Below are 18,938 nucleotides of genomic sequence, written 5' to 3'. Positions count from 1 at the left end.
GTGCCTGCGCGGGGTCCGGGGGGACGCCTGGCGGCGGGGCCTGCTCGGGTGTCCGGGGGGTGTAACCGATCGGGCGGGGCTCGCATTCCACGGCCCGGGGGCCGGGCGGATCGCTGTCCCGGGGGGGGTGTAACCGGTCCGGCGGGGCGGGCATTCCGTGGCCCAGGGCCCGGGGTCGGCTCCGGTGGCGTCCCGTGCGGGGAGCGCCGGTGGTTATGCCATGTACAACGCCCCGGCCCCGTCGCCGATTCCGCCACCGGGGTGGCCCCGACCACGGGACCCCGCAGGTCAGACCGGACATCCAACCCAATCGGGCACCCACCACCACCCACCGACTCCGTTGATCAGGAAGTTTGCGTCTCGACACGCTGGGTGGGGATGACCGAAACTTTTTGATCAACATGGGGTGGGGTCGGCACGTGCGCCTCGCCCGGCCGGTGGGGACCGGCCGGGCCGAGGCTCACGCGGGTCAGGCCGCTGCGGGCACCTTGTCCAGGAAACCGTGCACGGCACGCACCCGGCCGTCCGGGTCGCAGACCGCGACGTCGAAGCCGACGACCACGGACTCGCCGCCCGCTGCGGGCACCAGTTCCCAGCCGAAGCGGACCACGTCGTGGTGCCCGTCCACGATGCCGTGCCGGCGCAGGACGTGCCCCGGGAAGGTGTCCCGTACCCCGGTGACGAGGGCCGTGATCTCCTGGTGGCCGCGTACCGCCGCCAGCGGGTCGGTGTAGGTGGCGTCCGGGGTGAAGAGCGTGGCGACCGCCGCCGCCCGGGCGTCGCCGTCGGGCTCGTTCCACACGGCGAGGTAACGGTCGACCAGGTCGGAGTGCGCACTCATCGGGTGCTCCCATCGTCGGTTGGTGACGGCGAGAACCCTCGCACCGTCCGGCGGAGGGTGTCGATTACCTGCCGGGTAACGGCCCCGCGGCCGTGGATCGGACCGCCGGCGATTACCCGGCAGGTAATCGACGCGCGGCCCCGCCGCGCGGCACAGTGGCGCTGGGCACCGCACCACGACCTGACGGGGGATCCATGACGACCACATGCCGCGTACGCGTTCCGAGGCTCCGACCGGGCCCGACGAACCCCGCGGGGGGCCTGCGATGACCGCCACCGTCCAGGCGTCCGCGCCGCCGGTCGGCGAGGCGCTGCGCCGGTGGCGGGAGCTGCGCCGCCTCAGCCAACTGGAGCTCTCCATCCGTGCGGAGATCTCCACCCGGCACCTGAGCTTCGTCGAGACCGGACGGTCCAGGCCGAGTCGGGAGATGGTGCTGCGGCTGGCCGGGCCGCTCGACCTGCCGCTGCGCGAACGCAACCGGCTGCTGCTGGCGGCGGGCTACGCGCCGGCGTACCCGGAGAACGCCCTGGGCGCGCCGCAGATGGCGGCGGTCCGTGCCGCCGTACGTCAGGTGCTGACCGGTCACGAGCCGTACCCGGCGGTGGTGGTCGACCGGGGCTGGCACCTGCTCGACGCCAACTCCAGCCTGACGCTCTTCACCGACCTGGTCGCGCCGGAGCTGCTGGTCGCACCGGCGAACGTGCTGCGGGTCAGCCTGCACCCGGACGGTCTCGCGCCGCACATCGCCAATCTCGGCGAGTGGCGCGGGCACCTGCTGGGCCGGTTGGGCCGTCAGGTCGAGCTGACCGGCGACGCGGAGCTAACGGCCCTGGAGGCCGAGCTGCGTGGCTACCCGTGCGACAGCCCGGAACCGGAGATCGAGCTGCCCGGCCCGGGCGAGATCGTGGTGCCGCTGCGGCTGCGTCACGACTGCGGGGAGCTGGTCTTCCTCAGCACCATCGCGACGTTCGGCACGCCCCTGGACGTCACCCTGGCCGAGTTGTCCATCGAGTCGTTCTACCCGGCCGACGAACACACGGCGTCGGTGCTGCGCGACCGCGCCCGACGATGACCGACCCCACCACGACACCGCGGAGGAACGACATGTCCACCACCCGCAGCACGGTCGACGAACTCCTGTCCCGCATCGTCGCGGGAGAGGACCCCGACCGGATCGCCGAGGTGTACGCCGAGCGGGTCGACTGGCAGGTCGACTGGCCGGACGCCACGCATCCCGACGTGCCCTGGATCCGACCGCGAGCCACCCGCGCGGACGTCGCCGACCACCATCGCACCCTGGCCGCGTCCACCGTGTCCGGGCGGGGCTCGGCCACGGTCACGGACATCCTCGTCGACGGGGCGCACGCCGTCGTGATCGGCGAGACGTCCCAGACGGTGCGTCGTACCGGGAAGCGGTTCCGCACCCGGTTCGCCCTGCACCTGACGGTGGAGGACGGGCTCATCACCCGCCACCACGTCTACGAGGACAGCCTCGCCGTCGCCGAGGCCTGCCGGGACTGAGCCCCCGGCACCCGCACCGGTTCGCGTCGCGACGGGACGGTCACCCGTCGGCGGTGGCCGCGGTGGGTGCGGGCGCCTCGGCGGCGTCCGGGCCGGGCTGGGCGGGGATGGGACGGGTGGGCTCCCGGTCGAGCCGGTCAGCGTCGGCCCGCTCGGCCGGCCAGGGCACCTCCGGGGAGCGGTGGAAGGCGATGCCGGCGGTGCTCCAGCGGGGGCCGTGCCCGGCCAGCCGGTCACGGAACCCGGCCCAGTCGTGGGTGGCCCGGGGTGACCAGGCCAGCTCGGCGAGGGCGGGCAGCCGGGGGAAGAGCATGAACTCGACCTCCGCCGGCGTGGTGACCGACTCGGTCCAGAGCGGGGCCTCCACCCCGAGCACCGCGTCGGCCGGCACCCCGGTCAGGTGCGCGCCCGGGTCCCAGTCGTACGCCCGGCGCACGTCGATCAGGCCGGCCCAGTCGTGGCCGATCGGGGTGTCCGGGGCGTACTTCATGTCGAGGTAGGCGTGGTTGCCGGGGGAGAGGATCAGCCGGGCGCCCCGGCGGACCGCCTCGACGATCTCCGGGTCGTCGCCGTTCGTGCCCCACCACTGCAGCACCCGCCCGGCGGTGTGCGCGGCGGGGGCGATCTGGTGCCAGCCGACCACCGTCTTGCCGGTCGCGGCGACGATCCGTTGGGTCCGCTCGACGAAGCCGGTGTAGGCCGCGCCCTTGACCTTGAACGCCTCGTCGCCGCCGATGTGCAGCCACGGGCCCGGGGTGCGGGCGGCCACCTCGCCGAGCACGTCGGCGACGAAGTCGTACGTCCGCTCGTCGGCCGGGTCGACGTAGCTGAAGCCGACCTCGGTGCCGGTGTACGGCGGCGGCGCGACCTTGTCCGGCGCCAGTTCCGGGTACGCGACCAGCGCCGAGTTGGTGTGGCCCGGCAGGTCGACCTCGGGGACGACCGTCACGTGCCGGCGGGCGGCGTGCCGGACGATGCGCCGGTAGTCCGCGGCGGTGTAGTGCCCGCCGGGGCCGCCGCCCACCTCGGTGGCCCCGCCCACACTCGCCAACGCGGGCCAGGAGTCGATCGCGATCCGCCAGCCCTGGTCGTCGGTGAGGTGCAGGTGCAGGTGGTTGAGCTTGTACCGGGCCAGGTGGTCGATCACCCGCAGCACGTCGGCGACGGGGAAGAAGTGCCGGGCCACGTCGAGCATGGCGCCCCGGTAGGCGAAACGCGGTCGGTCGACGATCACGCCGCCGGGCACCACCCAGCGCGCGTCCACCGGGGTCGGGCTCTCGACCGCCGCCGGGAGGAGCTGCCGCAGCGTCTGCACGCCGTGGAAGAGGCCGGTGGCGGTGCGGGCGGTGATCCGTACCGCGGCGGACGTGACGTCGAGGCGGTACCCCTCGTCGCCGAGGTCGTCGGCCGGGGCGGACGCGACGAGCGGGTGGCCGTCCCCGCCGGTGGCCGGTGTGGCGGTGTCGGTCCCGGCCGTCTCCGGGCCCACCCCGGCCGTGGCGCCGGTCAGCGTGAGCGTCAACCGGTCGTCGGCGGCGGCGTGCGGCAGCCCGGTGACCGGGAGCGGCCAGCCGGTGGCCGGGCGCAGCAGCTCCGCGAGCTGCACGGCCACGTCCCGGGCGGCGGCGCCGGCGCTGACCTGGATCACGGCGTCGACGGACAGGGTGAAGTCGGCCGCCGGGTCGGCGGCGACCGACCCGGGGGCCGGCACCACGTCGCCGAGCCGGACCGGCGCCGGCGGCGCGAGCAGCTCGCCGGCTGCCCGCGCGGCCGTCCGCGCCAGTTCGGCGGCGGAGGGCTGGTGGACGGGCAGGCCGGTGGGCTCGTGGTCGGTCTCGGGGCTGGTGGAGGGGGTGGTCGGCACGGCGACGGCTCCGGGGTGTATTTGCGACGGATATGGCAAAGGTCAGGTTCAGCGGATCCAGCGCCGTCAAGGGTACGAGGGGAGCCGGGAATTGCGTGATCGTGCTCGTGGAAGCGTTCCCAGAAACCACCACGAACGCGGATAGTCGTGATGGCTGTGCCTATCGTCACGAACGGTGCCAGGCCACTCGATGTTCGCTTAACCTTCGCCCACCGATCGCTGACGACGCCGGGATTACCGGCGGTCGGCCCCGGGGTACCAGCAAACTGAACCTTCGTTAAGTGTCAATCCGGCGTGCGTGGGAGGCTCTGGTGGCAGCGCAAGAGACGGTCGATCACAAGTACGTCTACGACTTCGCCGAGGGCAACAAGGAGCTCAAGGACCTGCTCGGCGGCAAGGGGGCCAACCTGGCCGAGATGACCAACCTCGGCCTGCCGGTCCCGCCCGGCTTCACCATCACCACCGAGGCGTGCAAGGCGTACCTGGCCACCGGCCGGGAGCCCGACGGGCTGGCCGAGCAGATCGAGGCACACCTGGAGTCCCTGGAGCGGGAGATGGGGCGCCGGCTCGGCGACCCGGACGACCCGCTGCTGGTCTCCGTGCGATCCGGCGCCAAGTTCTCCATGCCCGGCATGATGGAGACCGTCCTCAACGTCGGCCTCAACGACCGCAGCGTGGTCGGGCTCAGCGCGCAGGCCGGCGGCAACGACCGGTTCGCCTGGGACTCCTACCGCCGCCTGATCCAGATGTTCGGCAAGACCGTCTGCGAGGTGCCCGGCGAGGAGTTCGAGCACGCCCTCGACGAGGTCAAGCGCGCCAAGGGCACGAAGAACGACCTGGACCTCGACGCGGACGACCTGCGGGGCCTGGTCGACGCGTACAAGAAGATCTTCGCCAAGCACACCGGGCGGGAGTTCCCGCAGGAGCCCCGCGAGCAGCTCGACCTCGCCATCCGCGCCGTCTTCGAGTCGTGGAACGCCGAGCGCGCCGTGCTCTACCGCCGCCAGGAGCGCATCCCGGCCGACCTCGGCACCGCGGTCAACGTGGTCTCCATGGTCTTCGGCAACCTCGGCCCCGACTCCGGCACCGGCGTCGCCTTCACCCGGGACCCCGCCAGCGGCGCGCAGGGCATCTACGGCGACTACCTCGCCAACGCCCAGGGCGAGGACGTCGTCGCCGGCATCCGCAACACCGTCCCGTTGCAGGAGCTGGAGCAGCTCGACAAGAAGTCGTACGACGAACTGCTCGACATCATGGCCCGCCTGGAAGGGCACTACCGGGACCTCTGCGACATCGAGTTCACCATCGAGCGCGGCAAGCTCTGGATGCTCCAGACCCGGGTCGGCAAGCGCACCGCCGCCGCCGCGTTCGTCATCGCCGGCCAGCTCGTCGACGAGGGCCTGATCGACCTGGACGAGGCGTTGCACCGGGTCAACGGCGCGCAGCTCGCCCAGCTGATGTTCCCCCGGTTCCGCCTCGACCACGACTTCCAGCCGGTGGCCAAGGGCATCGGGGCGTCGCCCGGCGCGGCCTCGGGCAAGGTGGTCTTCACCTCCGCCCGCGCGGTCGAGCTGGCCGCCGAGGGGGAGTCGGTCATCCTGGTACGCCGGGAGACCAACCCCGACGACCTCAACGGCATGATCGCCGCCCAGGGCATCCTCACCTCGCGCGGCGGCAAGACCAGCCACGCCGCCGTGGTCGCCCGCGGCATGGGCAAGACCTGCGTCTCCGGCGCCGACGAGCTGGAGGTCGACGTCCCGGCGAAGCGGTTCACGGTCGGCGGGCACACCGTGGTCGAGGGGGACGTGGTCTCCATCGACGGCACCACCGGCAAGGTCTACCTCGGTGAGGTGCCGGTCATGCCGTCCGAGGTGGTGCAGTACTTCGAGGGCAGCCTCGACCCGGAGCACGTCGACAACGCGCTGGTCCGGGCCGTACACCGGATCATGACCCATGCCGACGCCCGACGACGGCTGCTGGTCCGGACCAACGCCGACACCGGCGCCGACGCGGCGCGGGCGCGGCGCTTCGGCGCCGAGGGGATCGGCCTGTGCCGCACCGAGCACATGTTCCTCGGCGACCGGCGGGAGCTGGTCGAGCGGCTGATCCTGGCCCGCACCGACGACGAGCGGGAGTCGGCGCTCGCCGCGCTGCTGCCGTTGCAGCGGGCCGACTTCGAGGAGATCTTCCGGGAGATGGACGGCCTGCCCGTCACCGTCCGGCTGATCGACCCGCCGCTGCACGAGTTCCTGCCGCCGCTGGAGCAGCTCGCGGTCAACGTCGCCGTCGCCCAGGAACGTGGCGAGGACGTGGCCCAGGAGGAGGCGCTGCTCGCCGCCGTGAGGCGGATGCACGAGGAGAACCCCATGCTGGGCCTGCGCGGCGTCCGCCTCGGCCTGGTCATCCCCGGCCTGTTCGCCATGCAGGTCCGGGCGATCGCGGAGGCCGCGGTCACCGTCACCCGCGCCGGCGCGGTGGCCCGGCCGGAGATCATGGTCCCGCTGGTCGGCGCGGTGCAGGAGCTGGAGACGGTACGCGCCGAGGCTGAGAAGATCATCGCCGAGGTGGTCGGGGACAGCGGTGTCGAGGTGCTGATCGGCACCATGATCGAGGTGCCCCGGGCGGCGCTGACCGCCGGCCAGATCGCCGAGGCGGCACAGTTCTTCTCCTTCGGCACCAACGACCTCACCCAGATGGGCTGGGGCTTCTCCCGCGACGACGTCGAGGGCGCGTTCTTCTGGCGCTACCTCGAACTGGGCATCTTCGGCATCTCGCCGTTCGAGTCGATCGACCGTGAGGGCGTCGGCCGGCTGGTCCGCATCGCCGCCGAGGAGGGCCGGGCGGCCCGCCCGGAGCTGAAGCTCGGCGTCTGCGGCGAGCACGGCGGTGACCCCGACTCGGTGCACTTCTTCCACGAGGTCGGGCTGGACTACGTCTCCTGCTCGCCGTTCCGGGTCCCGGTGGCGCGGTTGGAGGCCGGTCGCGCGTCCGTCGAGACGGACGGTTCCGACAGCCGCTGAACACGTCGTCGACGGTGGCTCCGGGCAGCGCCCGGGGCCACCGTCGACGTAGGCCCTAGAAGGGCGAGCGACCCCAGTCGGTCGTGGCGCCCGGACGCCGCCGGGCCAGCGCGCCCACCGGGGTACGCGTCGTCAGCACGGCGTGCACCTCGGGCAGCGGCGTCGCGCCGACCCGCTGCGAGTCGACCGCCGCGCCGGCCCGCTCGGCCACCGCCCTCGCCTCCTCGTGCAGGCCCTCCAGGTCCGTGCCCGCGTCGACGACCAGGGTGAGCAGCGCGTGCCGCCCGGCCGGATAGGTGATCACACACCCGGTGGAGGTGTGCACTACCGACTCCCGGAAGCTGCCGCCGCGCACCGTGTCGGCGACCTGGTGCCCCACCCCGTAGCTCACCGCGGCGAGCGCCGCCAGGTGGGTGGCGTCGGTCGCCGGCAGGTCGCTGGAGATGAGCAGCCCGTCGCGCCCGGCCAGCACCGTGCCGGTCACCTCCGGCCGACGCCGGCGCAGCCCGCGCAGCTCCGTCTCCGTCACCGTGTCAACGTGCACGAGCGCCCCCCGATCGTCGCGTCCTCACGTACCGCTCCCGGCACGTTACCGAAAGCCATGCCCGCCCCGCGATCCCGTTACGGTCGGCTCTCGGGCGGCAACTCTCGACTGATCGGCCGGTTGCGGACCGGTCGCCCCCCCGTTCGTCGCCGCGCCGACCTCGACGGCGCGGCGTAACCTGGCTCCCGCGACGAGTTGCGTAGGACCGGCGAAGGGTGGCCGCATGACCAGCGTCTGGGCAAGCTTGACCGTCGACGCCCGCGATCCGGCCCGGCTGGCCCGCTGGTGGGCCGAGGCGCTGGGCTACCAGGTGGTCACCGAGAAGCCGGACGAGGTGGAGATCCGGCAGTCCGCCGAGCGGCTGCCCGGCATCGTCTTCGTGCCGGTCACCGACGACAAGCAGACCAAGAACCGGCTGCACATCGACCTGCGCCCCGCCGACCTGGAGGCCGAGGTGGAGCGACTGGTCGACATGGGCGCGCGGCACGTCGACATCGGCCAGGGCGACGTCGGGTGGACGGTGCTCGCCGACCCCGAGGGAAACGAGTTCTGCGTGCTGCGGCAGCAGGGCTGACGGTGCCGGTCGAGCCGTCCGACGCGCCGGTCGCCGGCCCGCGCGCCGACGAGCCCGCCGACGCCCGGCGTTTCGTCGAGGAGACGCCGAAGGACACCGGCCACGGCCGGTCGCCGTACGAGCGGGACCGGGCCCGGGTGCTGCACTCCGCCGCCTTCCGCCGGCTCGCCGCGAAGACCCAGGTGCACGTCGCCGGGACCGACGACTTCCTGCGTACCCGGCTGACCCACTCGCTGGAGGTGGCCCAGATCGCCCGGGAGATGGGCGCCCGGCTGGGCTGCGACCCGGACGTGGTGGACACCGCCGGCCTCGCGCACGACCTCGGGCACCCGCCGTTCGGGCACAACGGCGAGGACGCCCTCGACCGGCTGGCCGCCGACTGCGGCGGGTTCGAGGGCAACGCCCAGACGCTGCGGGTGCTGACCCGGCTGGAGGCCAAGGTGCTCGGCCCGGACGGCGCGCCCGCCGGGCTGAACCTCACCCGGGCCTCGCTCGACGCGGTCACCAAGTACCCCTGGCCCCGGCGTCCCGGGCAGCGCAAGTTCGGGGTGTACGCCGACGACCGGCCGGTCTTCGACTGGCTGCGGGCCGGCGTGCCGGACGGCGGCGCCCGCCGCTGCCTGGAGGCGCAGGTGATGGACTGGTCCGACGACGTGGCGTACTCGGTGCACGACGTCGAGGACGGCATCCACGGCGGGTACCTCTCGCTGCGCCCGCTGCTGGACGACCCGGACGAGCGGGCCGCCCTCTGCGTGGACGTGGCCGCCGTCTACTCCGGCGAGTCCCCGGCCGACCTGGGCGAGGTGCTGGTCGGTCTGCTCGACGAGCCGGTGCTCGCCCGACTCGCCGGCTACGACGGCAGCCACCGGGCGCAGGTGGCCCTGAAGACGACCACCAGCGTGCTCACCGGCCGGTTCGTCGCCGGCGTGGTGGCCGCCACCCGGGAACGGTTCGGTCCCGGCCCGCACCGCCGCTACGCCGCCGACCTGGTGGTGCCCCGCCGGATCCGGGCCCAGTGCGCGCTGCTCAAGGGGATCGCCTGGCGGTACGTGATGCGCCGCCCGGACGCCCGGGCCCGCTACGAGCGGCAGCGGGAGATCCTGGCCGAGTTGGTGAGCGTGCTGGCCGACCGGGCGCCCGACGCGCTCGACCCGGTCTTCGCGCCGCTGTGGCGGGCCGCCGGATCCGACGCCGCCCGGCTGCGGGTGGTCGTCGACCAGGTCGCCTCGCTCACCGACCCGGCCGCGGTGGCCTGGCACGACCGCCTGGTCCGCGCCGGCCGCTGACCCGACGTCACGGCTGGCCGACCGTCCTGTCCTTCCCGGCCGCCGATCCCGCCGTCGCCGGCGCTGACACCTGCCGGCTCGCCGTCCCGGGGCCGACCCGGTCGTCGCACCGGCGGCGCGGCCAGAGGTCGGCCCGGTGGGGATCACCTGCTGACTGAGGCTAGCCTAACCGTATGACCGACCGCCCCAAGACAGTCACGTCCGCCCGGGTCCTGCGGACCGAGCGACCCACGCCGCACCTGGTCCGCGTGGTCCTCGGCGGGGAGGAACTGGCCGGGCTGCCGGTGGGGCAGTACACCGACCACTACGTGAAGCTGCTCTTCCCGCCGGACGGGGTGACCTACCCGCACCCGGTCGACCTCGCCACCATCAAGCGGGAGTTCCCGGCGGAGCAGTGGCCGCGGATGCGCGCGTACACCGTACGGGCCTGGGACCCGGTGGCCGGTGAGTTGACCCTCGACGTGGTGCACCACGGTGACGAGGGACTGGCCGGGCCCTGGGCGGCGCGGCTGCGACCGGGGGACGAGGTGCTCTTCACCGGCCCCGGCGGGGCGTACGCGCCGGATCCGACGGCGGACTGGCACCTGCTGGTGGGCGACGAGAGCGCCCTGCCGGCGATCGGCGCCGCGCTGGAGCGGTTGCCGCTCGGCGCCCCGGCGGTGGTCTTCGTCGAGGTGGACGGGGCGGCGGACGAGCAGCCGCTGCCCAGCCCGGGCGCGGTGGAGCTGACCTGGCTGCACCGGGGCGGCAGGCCGGTCGGCGCGGCGCTGGTCGACGCCGTGCGGGCGCTGGAGTTCCGGCCCGGCCGGGTGCACGCCTTCGTCCACGGCGAGGCCACCTTCGTCAAGGACCTGCGCCGGCTGCTGCGGGTCGAGCGGGACGTGCCCCGGGCCGACCTCTCCATCTCCGGCTACTGGCGTCGCGGCATGACCGACGAGGGCTGGCGTTCGACGAAGCCGGACTGGAACCGCCAGGTAGAGGCCGAAGAAGCCGCCATCCTCACCTGACCCCACCCACCCCCTCCCCACCCCGCCTCCCCACCCCGCCTCCCCACCCCGCCTCCCTCCCCGCCTCCCTCCCCGCCTCCCTCCCCGCCTCCCTCCCCGCCTCCCTCCCCGCGCCGATCTTGCAGTTCAGGTTGGGGATTCGGGCCTATATGTCCTTTACGTGCCCACCACAAGTGCAAGATCGCGGGGCCGGGGCGGCGGGGTGGGGTGTTCGGGTGGGTGGGTGTCGGGCGGCTGGTACGGGTGGGTGGGTGAGATGAGGGGATATCGCTGATGGAAGGGGCGGTCGGCGGCACGATGTGACCATGGCGGAGCGGGTGCAGGACGCGGGTCCGGGAGCGAGCAGGCGCCCCGATCCGGTGGTGCTCGCGCTGGGCGTCGGTGGGGTGCTGGCGGTGGTGCTCTGGGGCGTGTCGGCCCGCAGTTCGCTGGCCGGCTTCGGGGAGTCCGGGCTGGCCTGGGTGATCGACACCTTCGGCTGGTTCTTCGTCGTCGCGGCGGACGCCTTCCTGGTGCTCGCGGTGGTCATCGCGGCCTCCCGGTACGGCCGGATCCGGCTGGGCGCCGACGACGACGAGCCGGAGTTCAGCACGCTGGCCTGGATCGCCATGATGTTCAGCGCCGGGATGGGGATCGGCCTCGTCTTCTTCGCGGTGGCCGAGCCGATCCAGCACTACGCCGCGCCACCGCCGGCCACCGGCATCGCCGCGCAGACCCCGGCGGCCGGCGCGGCGGCGATGCAGTACACGCTCTTCCACTGGACGCTGCACCCGTGGGGGATCTACGCCGTCACCGCACTCGCGCTGGCCTACTCGACCTTTCGCAAGGGGCGGGACAACCGGATCTCGGCCGCTTTCCGACCGCTGCTCGGCGCGCGGGCCGACGGGCCGGCCGGTCGGGCCGTCGACCTGCTCGCCGTCTTCGCCACGGTCTTCGGCTCGGCCACCAGCCTCGGGCTCGGCGCGCTCCAGGTGGCCGCCGGGCTGGACCTGGTGGCCGGCGTACCGGACACCCGGGCGGTGGAGCTGATCGTGATCGGCGCGCTCACGTCGGCCTTCGTCGTGTCGGCCTTCTCCGGGCTGCACCGGGGCGTCAAGTGGCTCTCCACCACCAACGTCCTGCTGGCCGTGCTGCTGATGGTGTTCGTGTTCGTGGTGGGGCCGACGATCTACACGCTGGAGGTGCTGCCCGCGTCGGTCGGTGACTACCTGAGCAACCTGGTGTTCATGTCCACCCGTACCGGCGCCTTCTCCGACCCGGCCTGGCTCGGCTCCTGGACGATCTTCTACTGGGCCTGGTGGATCTCCTGGGCGCCGTTCGTCGGCACCTTCATCGCCCGCATCTCGCGGGGGCGGACCGTACGCCAGTTCCTGGTAGGGGTGCTGCTGGTGCCCAGCGGGGCCAGCGCCATCTGGTTCGCGATCATGGGCGGCAGCGCGCTGCGCGCCCAGGCCACCGGCGCCCGCGACCTGGTGGCGGACGTCGGGGCGGGCAGCGAGCAGGCGCTCTTCGGCCTGCTGGGGGCACTGCCGCTGGCGACCGTCACCAGCGTGCTGGCCATGGTCCTCATCGCGCTCTACTTCGTCACCAGCGCCGACTCGGCGTCGCTGGTGCTGGGTTCGCTCACCTCCGGCGGCGCGCTGCGCCCGCACCGGGTGCTCGTGGTGCTCTGGGGTGTGCTGATCGGGGCGGTCGCCGCCGCGCTGCTGCTCGCCGGCGGCCTCGCCGCCCTGCAACAAGCGACGATCATGGTGGCGCTGCCGTTCGTGGTGGTGATGCTCGGGCTCGCCGTGGCGCTGCTGCGCGACATGGGCCGGGACCCGGCGGCCAACCCGCAGCCGGCCCGGGGCCGCCGGTTCGGCCTGGCCGCCGCGGTGCGGGCCGCCCGGTCGTACGACGAGGAGGACCCGCCGCCGGTCACCCGCTGGCTGCACCGCCGCCCGCGCTGACCCGGGGCGTCCGCCACACGCCCGTCCCCCGCCCTACGGATCGCCGCCGCGGCAGGGCAGGATGTAGGGCCGAGGGGGTGGCACTGAATGGCTGGGCGGATCCGGGACGAGGACATCGCGCTGGTCCGGGAGCGCACCTCCATCGCCGAGGTCATCTCGGACACGGTGACCCTCCGGTCGGCCGGCGGCGGCAACCTCAAGGGGCTCTGCCCGTTCCACGACGAGAAGAGCCCGTCGTTCAACGTCTCGCCCGCGCGCAACGTCTTCTACTGCTTCGGCTGCGGGGTCGGCGGCGACGCGATCAAGTTCCTGATGGACGCCGAGCACCTCAGTTTCGTCGAGTCCGTCGAGCGGCTCGCCGCCCGGGCCGGCCTCCAGTTGCGCTACGTGGAGGGCGACCAGGCCGCCCCGCGCAGCCGTCCGCAGCAGGGGCAGAAGCAGCGGCTGGTGGCCGCGCACGCCGCCGCGGTGGAGTTCTACCAGGCCCAGCTCACCACGGCCGGCGCGCGACCGGCCCGGGAGTTCCTGGCCCAGCGCGGCTTCGACCGGGCCGCCGCCGAACGTTACGGCTGCGGCTTCGCCCCCGAGGCCTGGGACCTGCTCACCAAGCACCTGCGCCAGCAGGGGTTCAGCCATGACGAGCTGGTCACGGCGGGGCTGTCCCGTCCGGCCCGCTCGGGGTCGCTGATCGACCGGTTCCGCCGCCGACTGCTCTGGCCGATCCGCGACCTGGCCGGCGACGTGATCGGCTTCGGCGCCCGCAAGCTCTTCGACGACGACGACGGCCCGAAGTACCTCAACACCCCCGAGACGCCGATCTACAAGAAGTCGCACGTGCTCTACGGCATCGACCAGGCCAAGCGGGAGATCGCCAAGCAGGGCAAGGTGGTCGTCGTCGAGGGCTACACCGACGTGATGGCCTGCCACCTGGCCGGTGTGCCGACCGCGGTCGCCACCTGCGGCACCGCCTTCGGCGCCGACCACATCGGCGTGCTGCGCCGGCTCCTGCTGGACACCGACGCGGTGGCCGGCGAGATCATCTTCACCTTCGACGGGGACGCCGCCGGTCAGAAGGCGGCGCTGCGCGCGTTCGAGGACGACCAGCGCTTCGTGGGCCGTACCTTCATCGCGGTCAGCCCCGACAACATGGACCCGTGCGAGCTGCGCCTGGCCAAGGGCGACCTCGCGGTCCGCGACCTGGTCGCCCGCCGCGAGCCGCTGGTGGACTTCGCGCTGCGCCACGTGATCAGCCGGTACGACCTCGACACGGTCGACGGCCGGGTGGAGGCGATGCGCCGCGCCGCCCCCCTGGTCGCCAAGATCAAGGACCGGGAGAAGCGCCCGGAGTACGTGCGCAAGCTCGCCGGCGACCTCGGCATGGAGATCGAGCCGGTGCAGCGGGCGGTGCTCGCCGCCGGCAACGCCCCGACCGGTGACCGGGACGCCACCGCGCCGACCCGGTCCCGCGCCGCCGCGCCCGAGCCGGCCGTGGACAGCCCGCAGTCGATGGTCGAGCGGGAGGCGCTGAAGCTCGCCCTCCAGGAGCCGGTGCTGGCCGGGCCGATGTTCGACGCCGTCGAGGCGCCGGAGTACCGGCATCCGGTGCACCAGGCGGTGCGGTCGGCGATCGCGGCGGCCGGCGGGGCATCGGCGGCGGCCGGCGGCGCGGTGTGGATCGAGTCGGTCCGCGACGCCTGCGAGGACCTGGCCGCCCGGGCGGTCGTCGGCGAACTGGCCGTGGAGCCGCTGCGCATCGCCGGCGAGCCCGACCCGCGATACGTGTCGGTGACCATGGCCCGGCTCCAGTGGGGCTCGGTCACCGCCCGGATCCGGGACCTCAAATCCAAGATCCAGCGGATCAACCCGGTGAACAACAAGGACGAGTACTTCGCCCTCTTCGGGGAACTGCTCTCGCTGGAGCAGCACGCGCGGGCGCTGCGCGAGCAGGCCGCGGGAGGACTGTGATGGGACTGTTCAGCCGCAAGCCGAAGCTGCCGCCCGCCGTCCGGCCCCCGCTCGCCGCCGACGAGCGGGTGCTGGCCTGGGCCACCGCCGGCAACGGCGAGGGCGACGGAGTGCTGGTCGCCAGTAACCTCGGGCTCTGGCTGCCCGGCCGGGGGCACCGGCTGGGCTGGCACGACATCCTCAAGGCGGTCTGGTCCGGTCGCGAGCTGACCGTCACCCCGGCCGAGCCGCTGACCGAGCGGGACGGCTACCAGGTGGTCGCCGACTGTCCCGCCGAGACGTACCTGCTGCTCGACCCGGGCGACCTGCCGCACCAGGTGCGGGCCCGGGTCACCCGTTCGGTGGCGTACACCGCGCACCACCCGGTGCCCGGCGGCGCCGGCCGGATCGCGGCCCGGCGGGTGGCCGGTGTGGACGGACTGGCCTGGACGGTCCGGTTCGACCCCGGCACCCCGGCCGACGACGACGCGGTGCTGGCCGAGACCGACCGGCTGGTCGCCGACGCCCGGGTCGCCACCGCCCCGGCGGACGTCTGACCCGCGTCAGCCGCCCTGGTAGAAGCGGGCCGCGCCCGGGTGCAGCGGGATCGGATCGGTGCCGGCGGCGCTCTGCCGGGTGAAGTTGCCCGCCTCCGGGTGCACCCTGATCAGGTCACCCTGGTACGTGAAGAGCAGCCGGGTCAGGTCGTACGCGAGCTGGTCCGGCATGTCCGCGCCGACCAGCATCATGTTCGCCACCGTCACGGTGGGGGTGCCGCTGGGGGTGCGGTAGACGTCCTTCGGCAGCTCAGCGGTGGTGTACACCGAACCGTACTTGGCGTTGAGCGGCTCGATCAGGTCGGCGATCGGCAGCAGCTCGAACTTGCCCGGGGCGCTGGAGAGCAGGTCGGCGATGCCCGGGGTGGGCAGGCCACCGGAGAAGAACATCGCGTCGAGGCCGCCCGCCCGCATCCGCTTGACGGTCTCCGGCAGGGACAGGGTGAACCGACGGACGTCCCGGTCCGGGTCCATCCCGCCGGCGGTCAGCAGCCGCCCGGCGATGATGTCCGTGCCGGACTTCGGCGAACCGGTGGACACCCGCTTGCCGCGCAACCCCGCGAAGTCCTTGATCTTCGCGTCGGTCCGGACGATCACGTGGGTGTAGTTGCTGTAGACCCGGGCCAGCGCCCGGACCGGCTGGGGCTGGTTGAAGGCGCCCCGCCCGGCGACCGCGTCGGCGGCGGTGTCGGCGAGGCTGAAGGCGATCTCCATGTCCCCGCCGGCCAACCGGTTGATGTTCTCCACCGAGGCGCCGGTCGGCTCGGCCCGCGCCTCGTACCCGGGCAGGTGCCGGCTGATCACGTCGGCGTAGCCGCCGCCGAGCTGGTAGTACACGCCGGTGGTGTTGCCGGTGGCCAGGAAGATCCGCCCGTCGTGCCAGGCGTCCGGCGCGGGCTCGGCCTGCCCGCAGCCGGCGGCGAGCACGGTGACCAGCAGCGCGGCCAGCCACCGCAGCGACCGGCGGATCATCCCCGGACCGCCGGTTCCAGCGCCTCGGCCACCCGCTGCACCAACGTCGCCGTCTCGAAGCCGACCTGACCGAGGTCGCAGCCCGGCGCGGCGAGCACCCCGAGCAGCGCCCGCTCGCCGACCGCCATCACCAGCATCACGCCGCCGTCCATGTCGACGATCTGCTGCCGTACGCGCCCGGCCGACATCAGCCGCGCCGCGCCGACGGTGAGGCTGGCCAACCCGCTGATCACGGCGGCGAGCTGGTCCACCTGATCGGGCGCGAGGTGGGGCGAGGCGGCCAGCCGCAGCCCGTCCTCGGAGACGGCCACGGCGTGGGAGACGTCCGGCACCTGCTCGGCGAAGTTCGCCAGGAGCCAGTCGAGGCCCGGGCTCACGGGTGAGGTCATTGCTGTCTCCCAATCGGTCCGTTGTGCTGGTTGCGTCGCATCGCGCTGGCCACGCCCTCGGCGAGGGCGGAGAGGCGGGCCCGCACCACCTCCGGGTCCAGCGGGTCGTCCGCCCTCCGGGGCGGCGGGACGTGGTGCAGCCCGGTGGGCATCGCGCCGCCCCGGGTACGGCGGGGCAGGCCCGTCCCGGTCGCCACCGGGCCACCGGCGAGGGGACGGGAGGGGCCGGGCGGGGGCGAGGCGGCGGCCCGGGCGGCCGGCGGCCGGCTCGGTGCGGCGCCCCGGCCGCCGGGGGTGATCACCGGCAGCGAGACCGTGGGCGCGTGGTGCGCGCCGACCGGTTCGGCGAGGGCGTGGCCGTGGTACGGCGTCTCGGGCGGCCGTGCCCCGGACATCCCGGACGGCACCGCGGTCGCGGTGGCCGGCGTGCCGGCCCGGGGCCGGAACCAGGCGGCCGACGAGGAGGGCTGGCGGCTCGGAGCGGGACGGCGGGAAACCGCGTCGAGCCGGGTCAGCGCGCTCTCCGGCACCTCGACCTGGGCGATCGTGCCATGGCCGGTGTTGTGCAGCTGGACCCGGATCCCGTGCCGGGCCGCCAGGTGGGCCACCACGTGCAGGCCCATGCTGCCGGCCGCGGCGCTGGAGAGCACGGCCGGGGCGAGCAGCCGCTCGTTGATCTCGGCGAGCCGGTTGTCGCTGATGCCGATGCCCTGGTCGTGCACGCGCAGGGTGAGCCCGTCGACGGTACGGCGGCCGTCCACGTGCACCGGGGCGTGCGGCGGGGAGTAGTTGGTGGCGTTCTCCAGCAGCTCGGCGAGGAGATGGACCAGGTAACCCACCGCGGAACCGTGCACGGCGGCGGGCGGCACGTCGATCTCGACCCGGGTGTAGTCCTCGATCTCCGAGGCGGCGGCGCGGACCACGTCGGCCAGCAGGTGGTCGCCCTCGTGCGCGCGGCCGGGCTCGCCACCGGCGAGGACCAGCAGGTTCTCCCCGTTGCGGCGCATCCGGGCGGCGAGGTGGTCGAGGGCGAACAGCCGGGCCAGCGCGTCCGGGTCGGTCTCCTCGCGTTCGAACTCGTCGAGCAGCCGGAGCTGCCGGGTGATCAGCGTCCGGATCCGCCGGGCCAGCGCCTCGGCCATCCGGGTCACGTCCAGCCGCAGTTCGGCCTGTTCACCGGCGAGCCGCAGGGCCGCCCGGTTCACCGTGTCGAACGCCTCGGCCACCTGGGCGACCTCGTCGCGTCCCTGCCGGATGCCGGCGGTGAGCCGGGTGGCGGCGCCCTCGGCGGGCGTGCCGTCGCCGGACGCGATAGCGGTGATCCGCTCGGGCAGCTCGGTGTGGGCCATGGTCAGCGCGGCGATCCGCAACCGGCGCAGCCGGCGGCTGGTGCGCACCGCCAGCAGCGCGGCGGCGAGCAGCGCGGCGGCGGCCACGGCGGTGGTCGCGCCGCCGGTGACCAGGGCCCGCCGCCGGGCCTCCCCGGCCAGGGTGGCGGCCTGCCGGTCCAGGTCCTCGGAGAGTTCCCGGCCGAGCAGGTTGTACCGGCGGATCAGTCCGCTCTGCGCCACGAACCAGGCGTCGCCGTCGACCTTCAGCGCGGACGGGAGGGTCTCGCCGTTGACGGCGCTGTCGCGCATCCGCTGGGCGGTCGACACGTCCGAGCCGGAGACCAGCCGGGCGTACGCGGCCTGTGCCTCGTCGTCGGCGATCCGGGAGAACTCGGCCTGGCGCTGCTCCTGCGCGCCCCGTAGCTGGCCGAGCCGGACCAGCTCGCCCGGCGCCAGTTCGCTGCGGACGAAGACCGCCCGGATCAGGTCGCGTTCCAGCGAGGCCAGGTGCTCCTGGGCGGCGACCGCCGCCACCTCCCGGGCCGCGTTGGCCAGGTCGGTGTCGCGCAGCTGGGCCGGCAGGGCGTCGGCGACGGAGAGCAGGGAGTCGACCAGCGCCACGTAGGTCGAGTCGACCGCCTCGGACTCGGTCGCCGCGCGGCGGGCCGGATCGAGGCGGTAGAGGTGGTCGTCGGCGGCGTCGAGCGCGCCACCGAGGTCCGGGGCGGCGCGGCGGGCCTCCCGGCTGGCCGAACGGTACCGCTCGACGGCGGTGTCCACCCGCCGCCGCTGCGCGTCGACGAGGGGGCGGCCGCTGGTGCCGCCGCGCTGGCGCAGGGCGGCCGTCTCGCCGAGTTCCCGTTCGAGTTCGTGCACCAGGCGCACGGTGGCGGTGGCGGTGCCGGCGAGGACCCGGGCGCGGTCGGCGTCGGTGGAGGCGTCCAGCGCGGTGCCGGTCTGGGTGGCGCCGAGCACCACCAGGCCGAGGGTGGCCACCAGGATGGGCGCGAGGAGTTGGGTGCGGACCGACCAGAGTTGGTCGGTGTGGCCGCTGGGCCGGTTGTGCCGGCGTACGCGGGCGGGGCGGGGGAGCGGCACGGGGTCTCCCGGTGGTGGTCGGGGGCGCCGGGTCCGGGCGG

The 18,938-nt window shown here is 74.1% G+C and carries 15 protein-coding genes; 9 read left to right on the top strand and 6 right to left on the bottom strand.

Going from position 1 to position 18,938, the window contains the following annotated elements; genetic code table 11:
- Positions 1 to 469 precede the first annotated feature (469 nt).
- Positions 470 to 841: a nuclear transport factor 2 family protein gene (locus ACPFP2_RS29460; RefSeq protein WP_424093452.1), complete on the bottom strand. Its 372-nt coding sequence runs from the start codon at positions 839 to 841 to the stop codon at positions 470 to 472.
- A gap of 265 nt (positions 842 to 1,106) precedes the next feature.
- Here ACPFP2_RS29460 and ACPFP2_RS29455 point away from each other — a divergent pair, with 265 nt between their 5' ends.
- On the top strand, positions 1,107 to 1,913 hold the full coding sequence (locus tag ACPFP2_RS29455; protein ID WP_424093450.1) for a helix-turn-helix domain-containing protein: 807 nt from the start codon (positions 1,107 to 1,109) through the stop codon (positions 1,911 to 1,913).
- A 32-nt stretch (positions 1,914 to 1,945) separates the two neighbouring features.
- A complete protein-coding gene (locus ACPFP2_RS29450) occupies positions 1,946 to 2,362 on the top strand; it encodes a nuclear transport factor 2 family protein (protein ID WP_424093448.1) in 417 nt (138 codons plus the stop codon).
- 40 nt (positions 2,363 to 2,402) lie between these two features.
- Here ACPFP2_RS29450 and ACPFP2_RS29445 read toward each other — a convergent pair whose 3' ends face one another.
- On the bottom strand, positions 2,403 to 4,265 hold the full coding sequence (locus tag ACPFP2_RS29445) for a beta-N-acetylhexosaminidase (protein ID WP_424093447.1): 1,863 nt from the start codon (positions 4,263 to 4,265) through the stop codon (positions 2,403 to 2,405).
- A 272-nt stretch (positions 4,266 to 4,537) separates the two neighbouring features.
- Here ACPFP2_RS29445 and ppdK point away from each other — a divergent pair, with 272 nt between their 5' ends.
- Positions 4,538 to 7,246: a pyruvate, phosphate dikinase gene (gene ppdK / locus ACPFP2_RS29440; RefSeq protein WP_424093446.1), complete on the top strand. Its 2,709-nt coding sequence runs from the start codon at positions 4,538 to 4,540 to the stop codon at positions 7,244 to 7,246.
- Between the two features lie 55 nt (positions 7,247 to 7,301).
- On the opposite strand, the gene ACPFP2_RS29435 is transcribed toward ppdK, so the two are convergent.
- Complete coding sequence (locus ACPFP2_RS29435) at positions 7,302 to 7,775, bottom strand: roadblock/LC7 domain-containing protein (RefSeq protein ID WP_424093444.1); 474 nt, start codon at positions 7,773 to 7,775, stop codon at positions 7,302 to 7,304.
- A gap of 238 nt (positions 7,776 to 8,013) precedes the next feature.
- Between ACPFP2_RS29435 and ACPFP2_RS29430 the strand changes: the two genes are divergently transcribed.
- The 6 genes from ACPFP2_RS29430 (at position 8,014) to ACPFP2_RS29405 (ending at position 15,107) form a co-directional block, all read left to right on the top strand.
- A complete protein-coding gene (locus tag ACPFP2_RS29430) occupies positions 8,014 to 8,364 on the top strand; it encodes a VOC family protein (protein WP_424093442.1) in 351 nt (116 codons plus the stop codon).
- A 2-nt stretch (positions 8,365 to 8,366) separates the two neighbouring features.
- Positions 8,367 to 9,650 carry a deoxyguanosinetriphosphate triphosphohydrolase gene (locus ACPFP2_RS29425; RefSeq protein WP_424093440.1) on the top strand — a complete coding sequence of 428 codons (1,284 nt, stop codon included), beginning with the start codon at positions 8,367 to 8,369 and terminating at the stop codon, positions 9,648 to 9,650.
- 173 nt (positions 9,651 to 9,823) lie between these two features.
- A complete protein-coding gene (locus ACPFP2_RS29420; RefSeq protein ID WP_424093438.1) occupies positions 9,824 to 10,657 on the top strand; it encodes a siderophore-interacting protein in 834 nt (277 codons plus the stop codon).
- 305 nt (positions 10,658 to 10,962) lie between these two features.
- Complete coding sequence (locus ACPFP2_RS29415) at positions 10,963 to 12,606, top strand: BCCT family transporter (protein ID WP_424086671.1); 1,644 nt, start codon at positions 10,963 to 10,965, stop codon at positions 12,604 to 12,606.
- Positions 12,607 to 12,693: 87 nt separating this feature from the next.
- Positions 12,694 to 14,571, top strand: coding sequence for a DNA primase (gene dnaG / locus ACPFP2_RS29410; protein WP_424086673.1), 1,878 nt, complete (start codon positions 12,694 to 12,696; stop codon positions 14,569 to 14,571).
- The gene (locus tag ACPFP2_RS29405; RefSeq protein ID WP_424086675.1) at positions 14,571 to 15,107 is read left to right on the top strand and encodes a hypothetical protein; all 537 of its coding nucleotides are present in this window, start codon (positions 14,571 to 14,573) and stop codon (positions 15,105 to 15,107) included. Before dnaG ends, ACPFP2_RS29405 begins: the two co-directional genes overlap by 1 nt.
- A 6-nt stretch (positions 15,108 to 15,113) precedes the next feature.
- On the opposite strand, the gene ACPFP2_RS29400 is transcribed toward ACPFP2_RS29405, so the two are convergent.
- The 3 genes from ACPFP2_RS29400 to ACPFP2_RS29390 are packed head-to-tail and all read right to left on the bottom strand — an operon-like array spanning position 15,114 to position 18,897.
- Positions 15,114 to 16,079 carry a TAXI family TRAP transporter solute-binding subunit gene (locus ACPFP2_RS29400; RefSeq protein WP_424086677.1) on the bottom strand — a complete coding sequence of 322 codons (966 nt, stop codon included), beginning with the start codon at positions 16,077 to 16,079 and terminating at the stop codon, positions 15,114 to 15,116.
- Positions 16,076 to 16,468, bottom strand: coding sequence for a roadblock/LC7 domain-containing protein (locus ACPFP2_RS29395; protein ID WP_424086680.1), 393 nt, complete (start codon positions 16,466 to 16,468; stop codon positions 16,076 to 16,078). The genes ACPFP2_RS29400 and ACPFP2_RS29395 overlap by 4 nt, the downstream gene beginning before the upstream one ends.
- Positions 16,465 to 18,897 (bottom strand): nitrate- and nitrite sensing domain-containing protein, encoded by a 2,433-nt coding sequence (locus tag ACPFP2_RS29390; RefSeq protein WP_424086682.1) that lies wholly within the window; start codon positions 18,895 to 18,897, stop codon positions 16,465 to 16,467. The genes ACPFP2_RS29395 and ACPFP2_RS29390 overlap by 4 nt, the downstream gene beginning before the upstream one ends.
- Positions 18,898 to 18,938: the final 41 nt, after the last annotated feature.

The organism is Micromonospora citrea (assembly GCF_049629545.1).
Taxonomy (GTDB): domain Bacteria; phylum Actinomycetota; class Actinomycetes; order Mycobacteriales; family Micromonosporaceae; genus Micromonospora; species Micromonospora citrea_A.
Note: the sequence above shows the minus strand (reverse complement) of the source record. Positions and strands in the feature narration are given on the sequence as shown.

Bases quoted from the DNA above. Each gene is read 5' to 3' on its own strand.
- ACPFP2_RS29415 (WP_424086671.1), top strand. From the start codon at position 10,963: ATGGCGGAGCGGGTGCAGGACGCGGGTCCGGGAGCGAGCAGGCGCCCC.
- ACPFP2_RS29405 (WP_424086675.1), top strand. From the start codon at position 14,571: ATGGGACTGTTCAGCCGCAAGCCGAAGCTGCCGCCCGCCGTCCGGCCC.
- ACPFP2_RS29400 (WP_424086677.1), bottom strand. From the start codon at position 16,079: ATGATCCGCCGGTCGCTGCGGTGGCTGGCCGCGCTGCTGGTCACCGTG.
- dnaG (WP_424086673.1), top strand. From the start codon at position 12,694: ATGGCTGGGCGGATCCGGGACGAGGACATCGCGCTGGTCCGGGAGCGC.
- ACPFP2_RS29460 (WP_424093452.1), bottom strand. From the start codon at position 841: ATGAGTGCGCACTCCGACCTGGTCGACCGTTACCTCGCCGTGTGGAAC.
- ACPFP2_RS29455 (WP_424093450.1), top strand. From the start codon at position 1,107: ATGACCGCCACCGTCCAGGCGTCCGCGCCGCCGGTCGGCGAGGCGCTG.
- ACPFP2_RS29450 (WP_424093448.1), top strand. From the start codon at position 1,946: ATGTCCACCACCCGCAGCACGGTCGACGAACTCCTGTCCCGCATCGTC.
- ACPFP2_RS29420 (WP_424093438.1), top strand. From the start codon at position 9,824: ATGACCGACCGCCCCAAGACAGTCACGTCCGCCCGGGTCCTGCGGACC.
- ACPFP2_RS29395 (WP_424086680.1), bottom strand. From the start codon at position 16,468: ATGACCTCACCCGTGAGCCCGGGCCTCGACTGGCTCCTGGCGAACTTC.
- ACPFP2_RS29430 (WP_424093442.1), top strand. From the start codon at position 8,014: ATGACCAGCGTCTGGGCAAGCTTGACCGTCGACGCCCGCGATCCGGCC.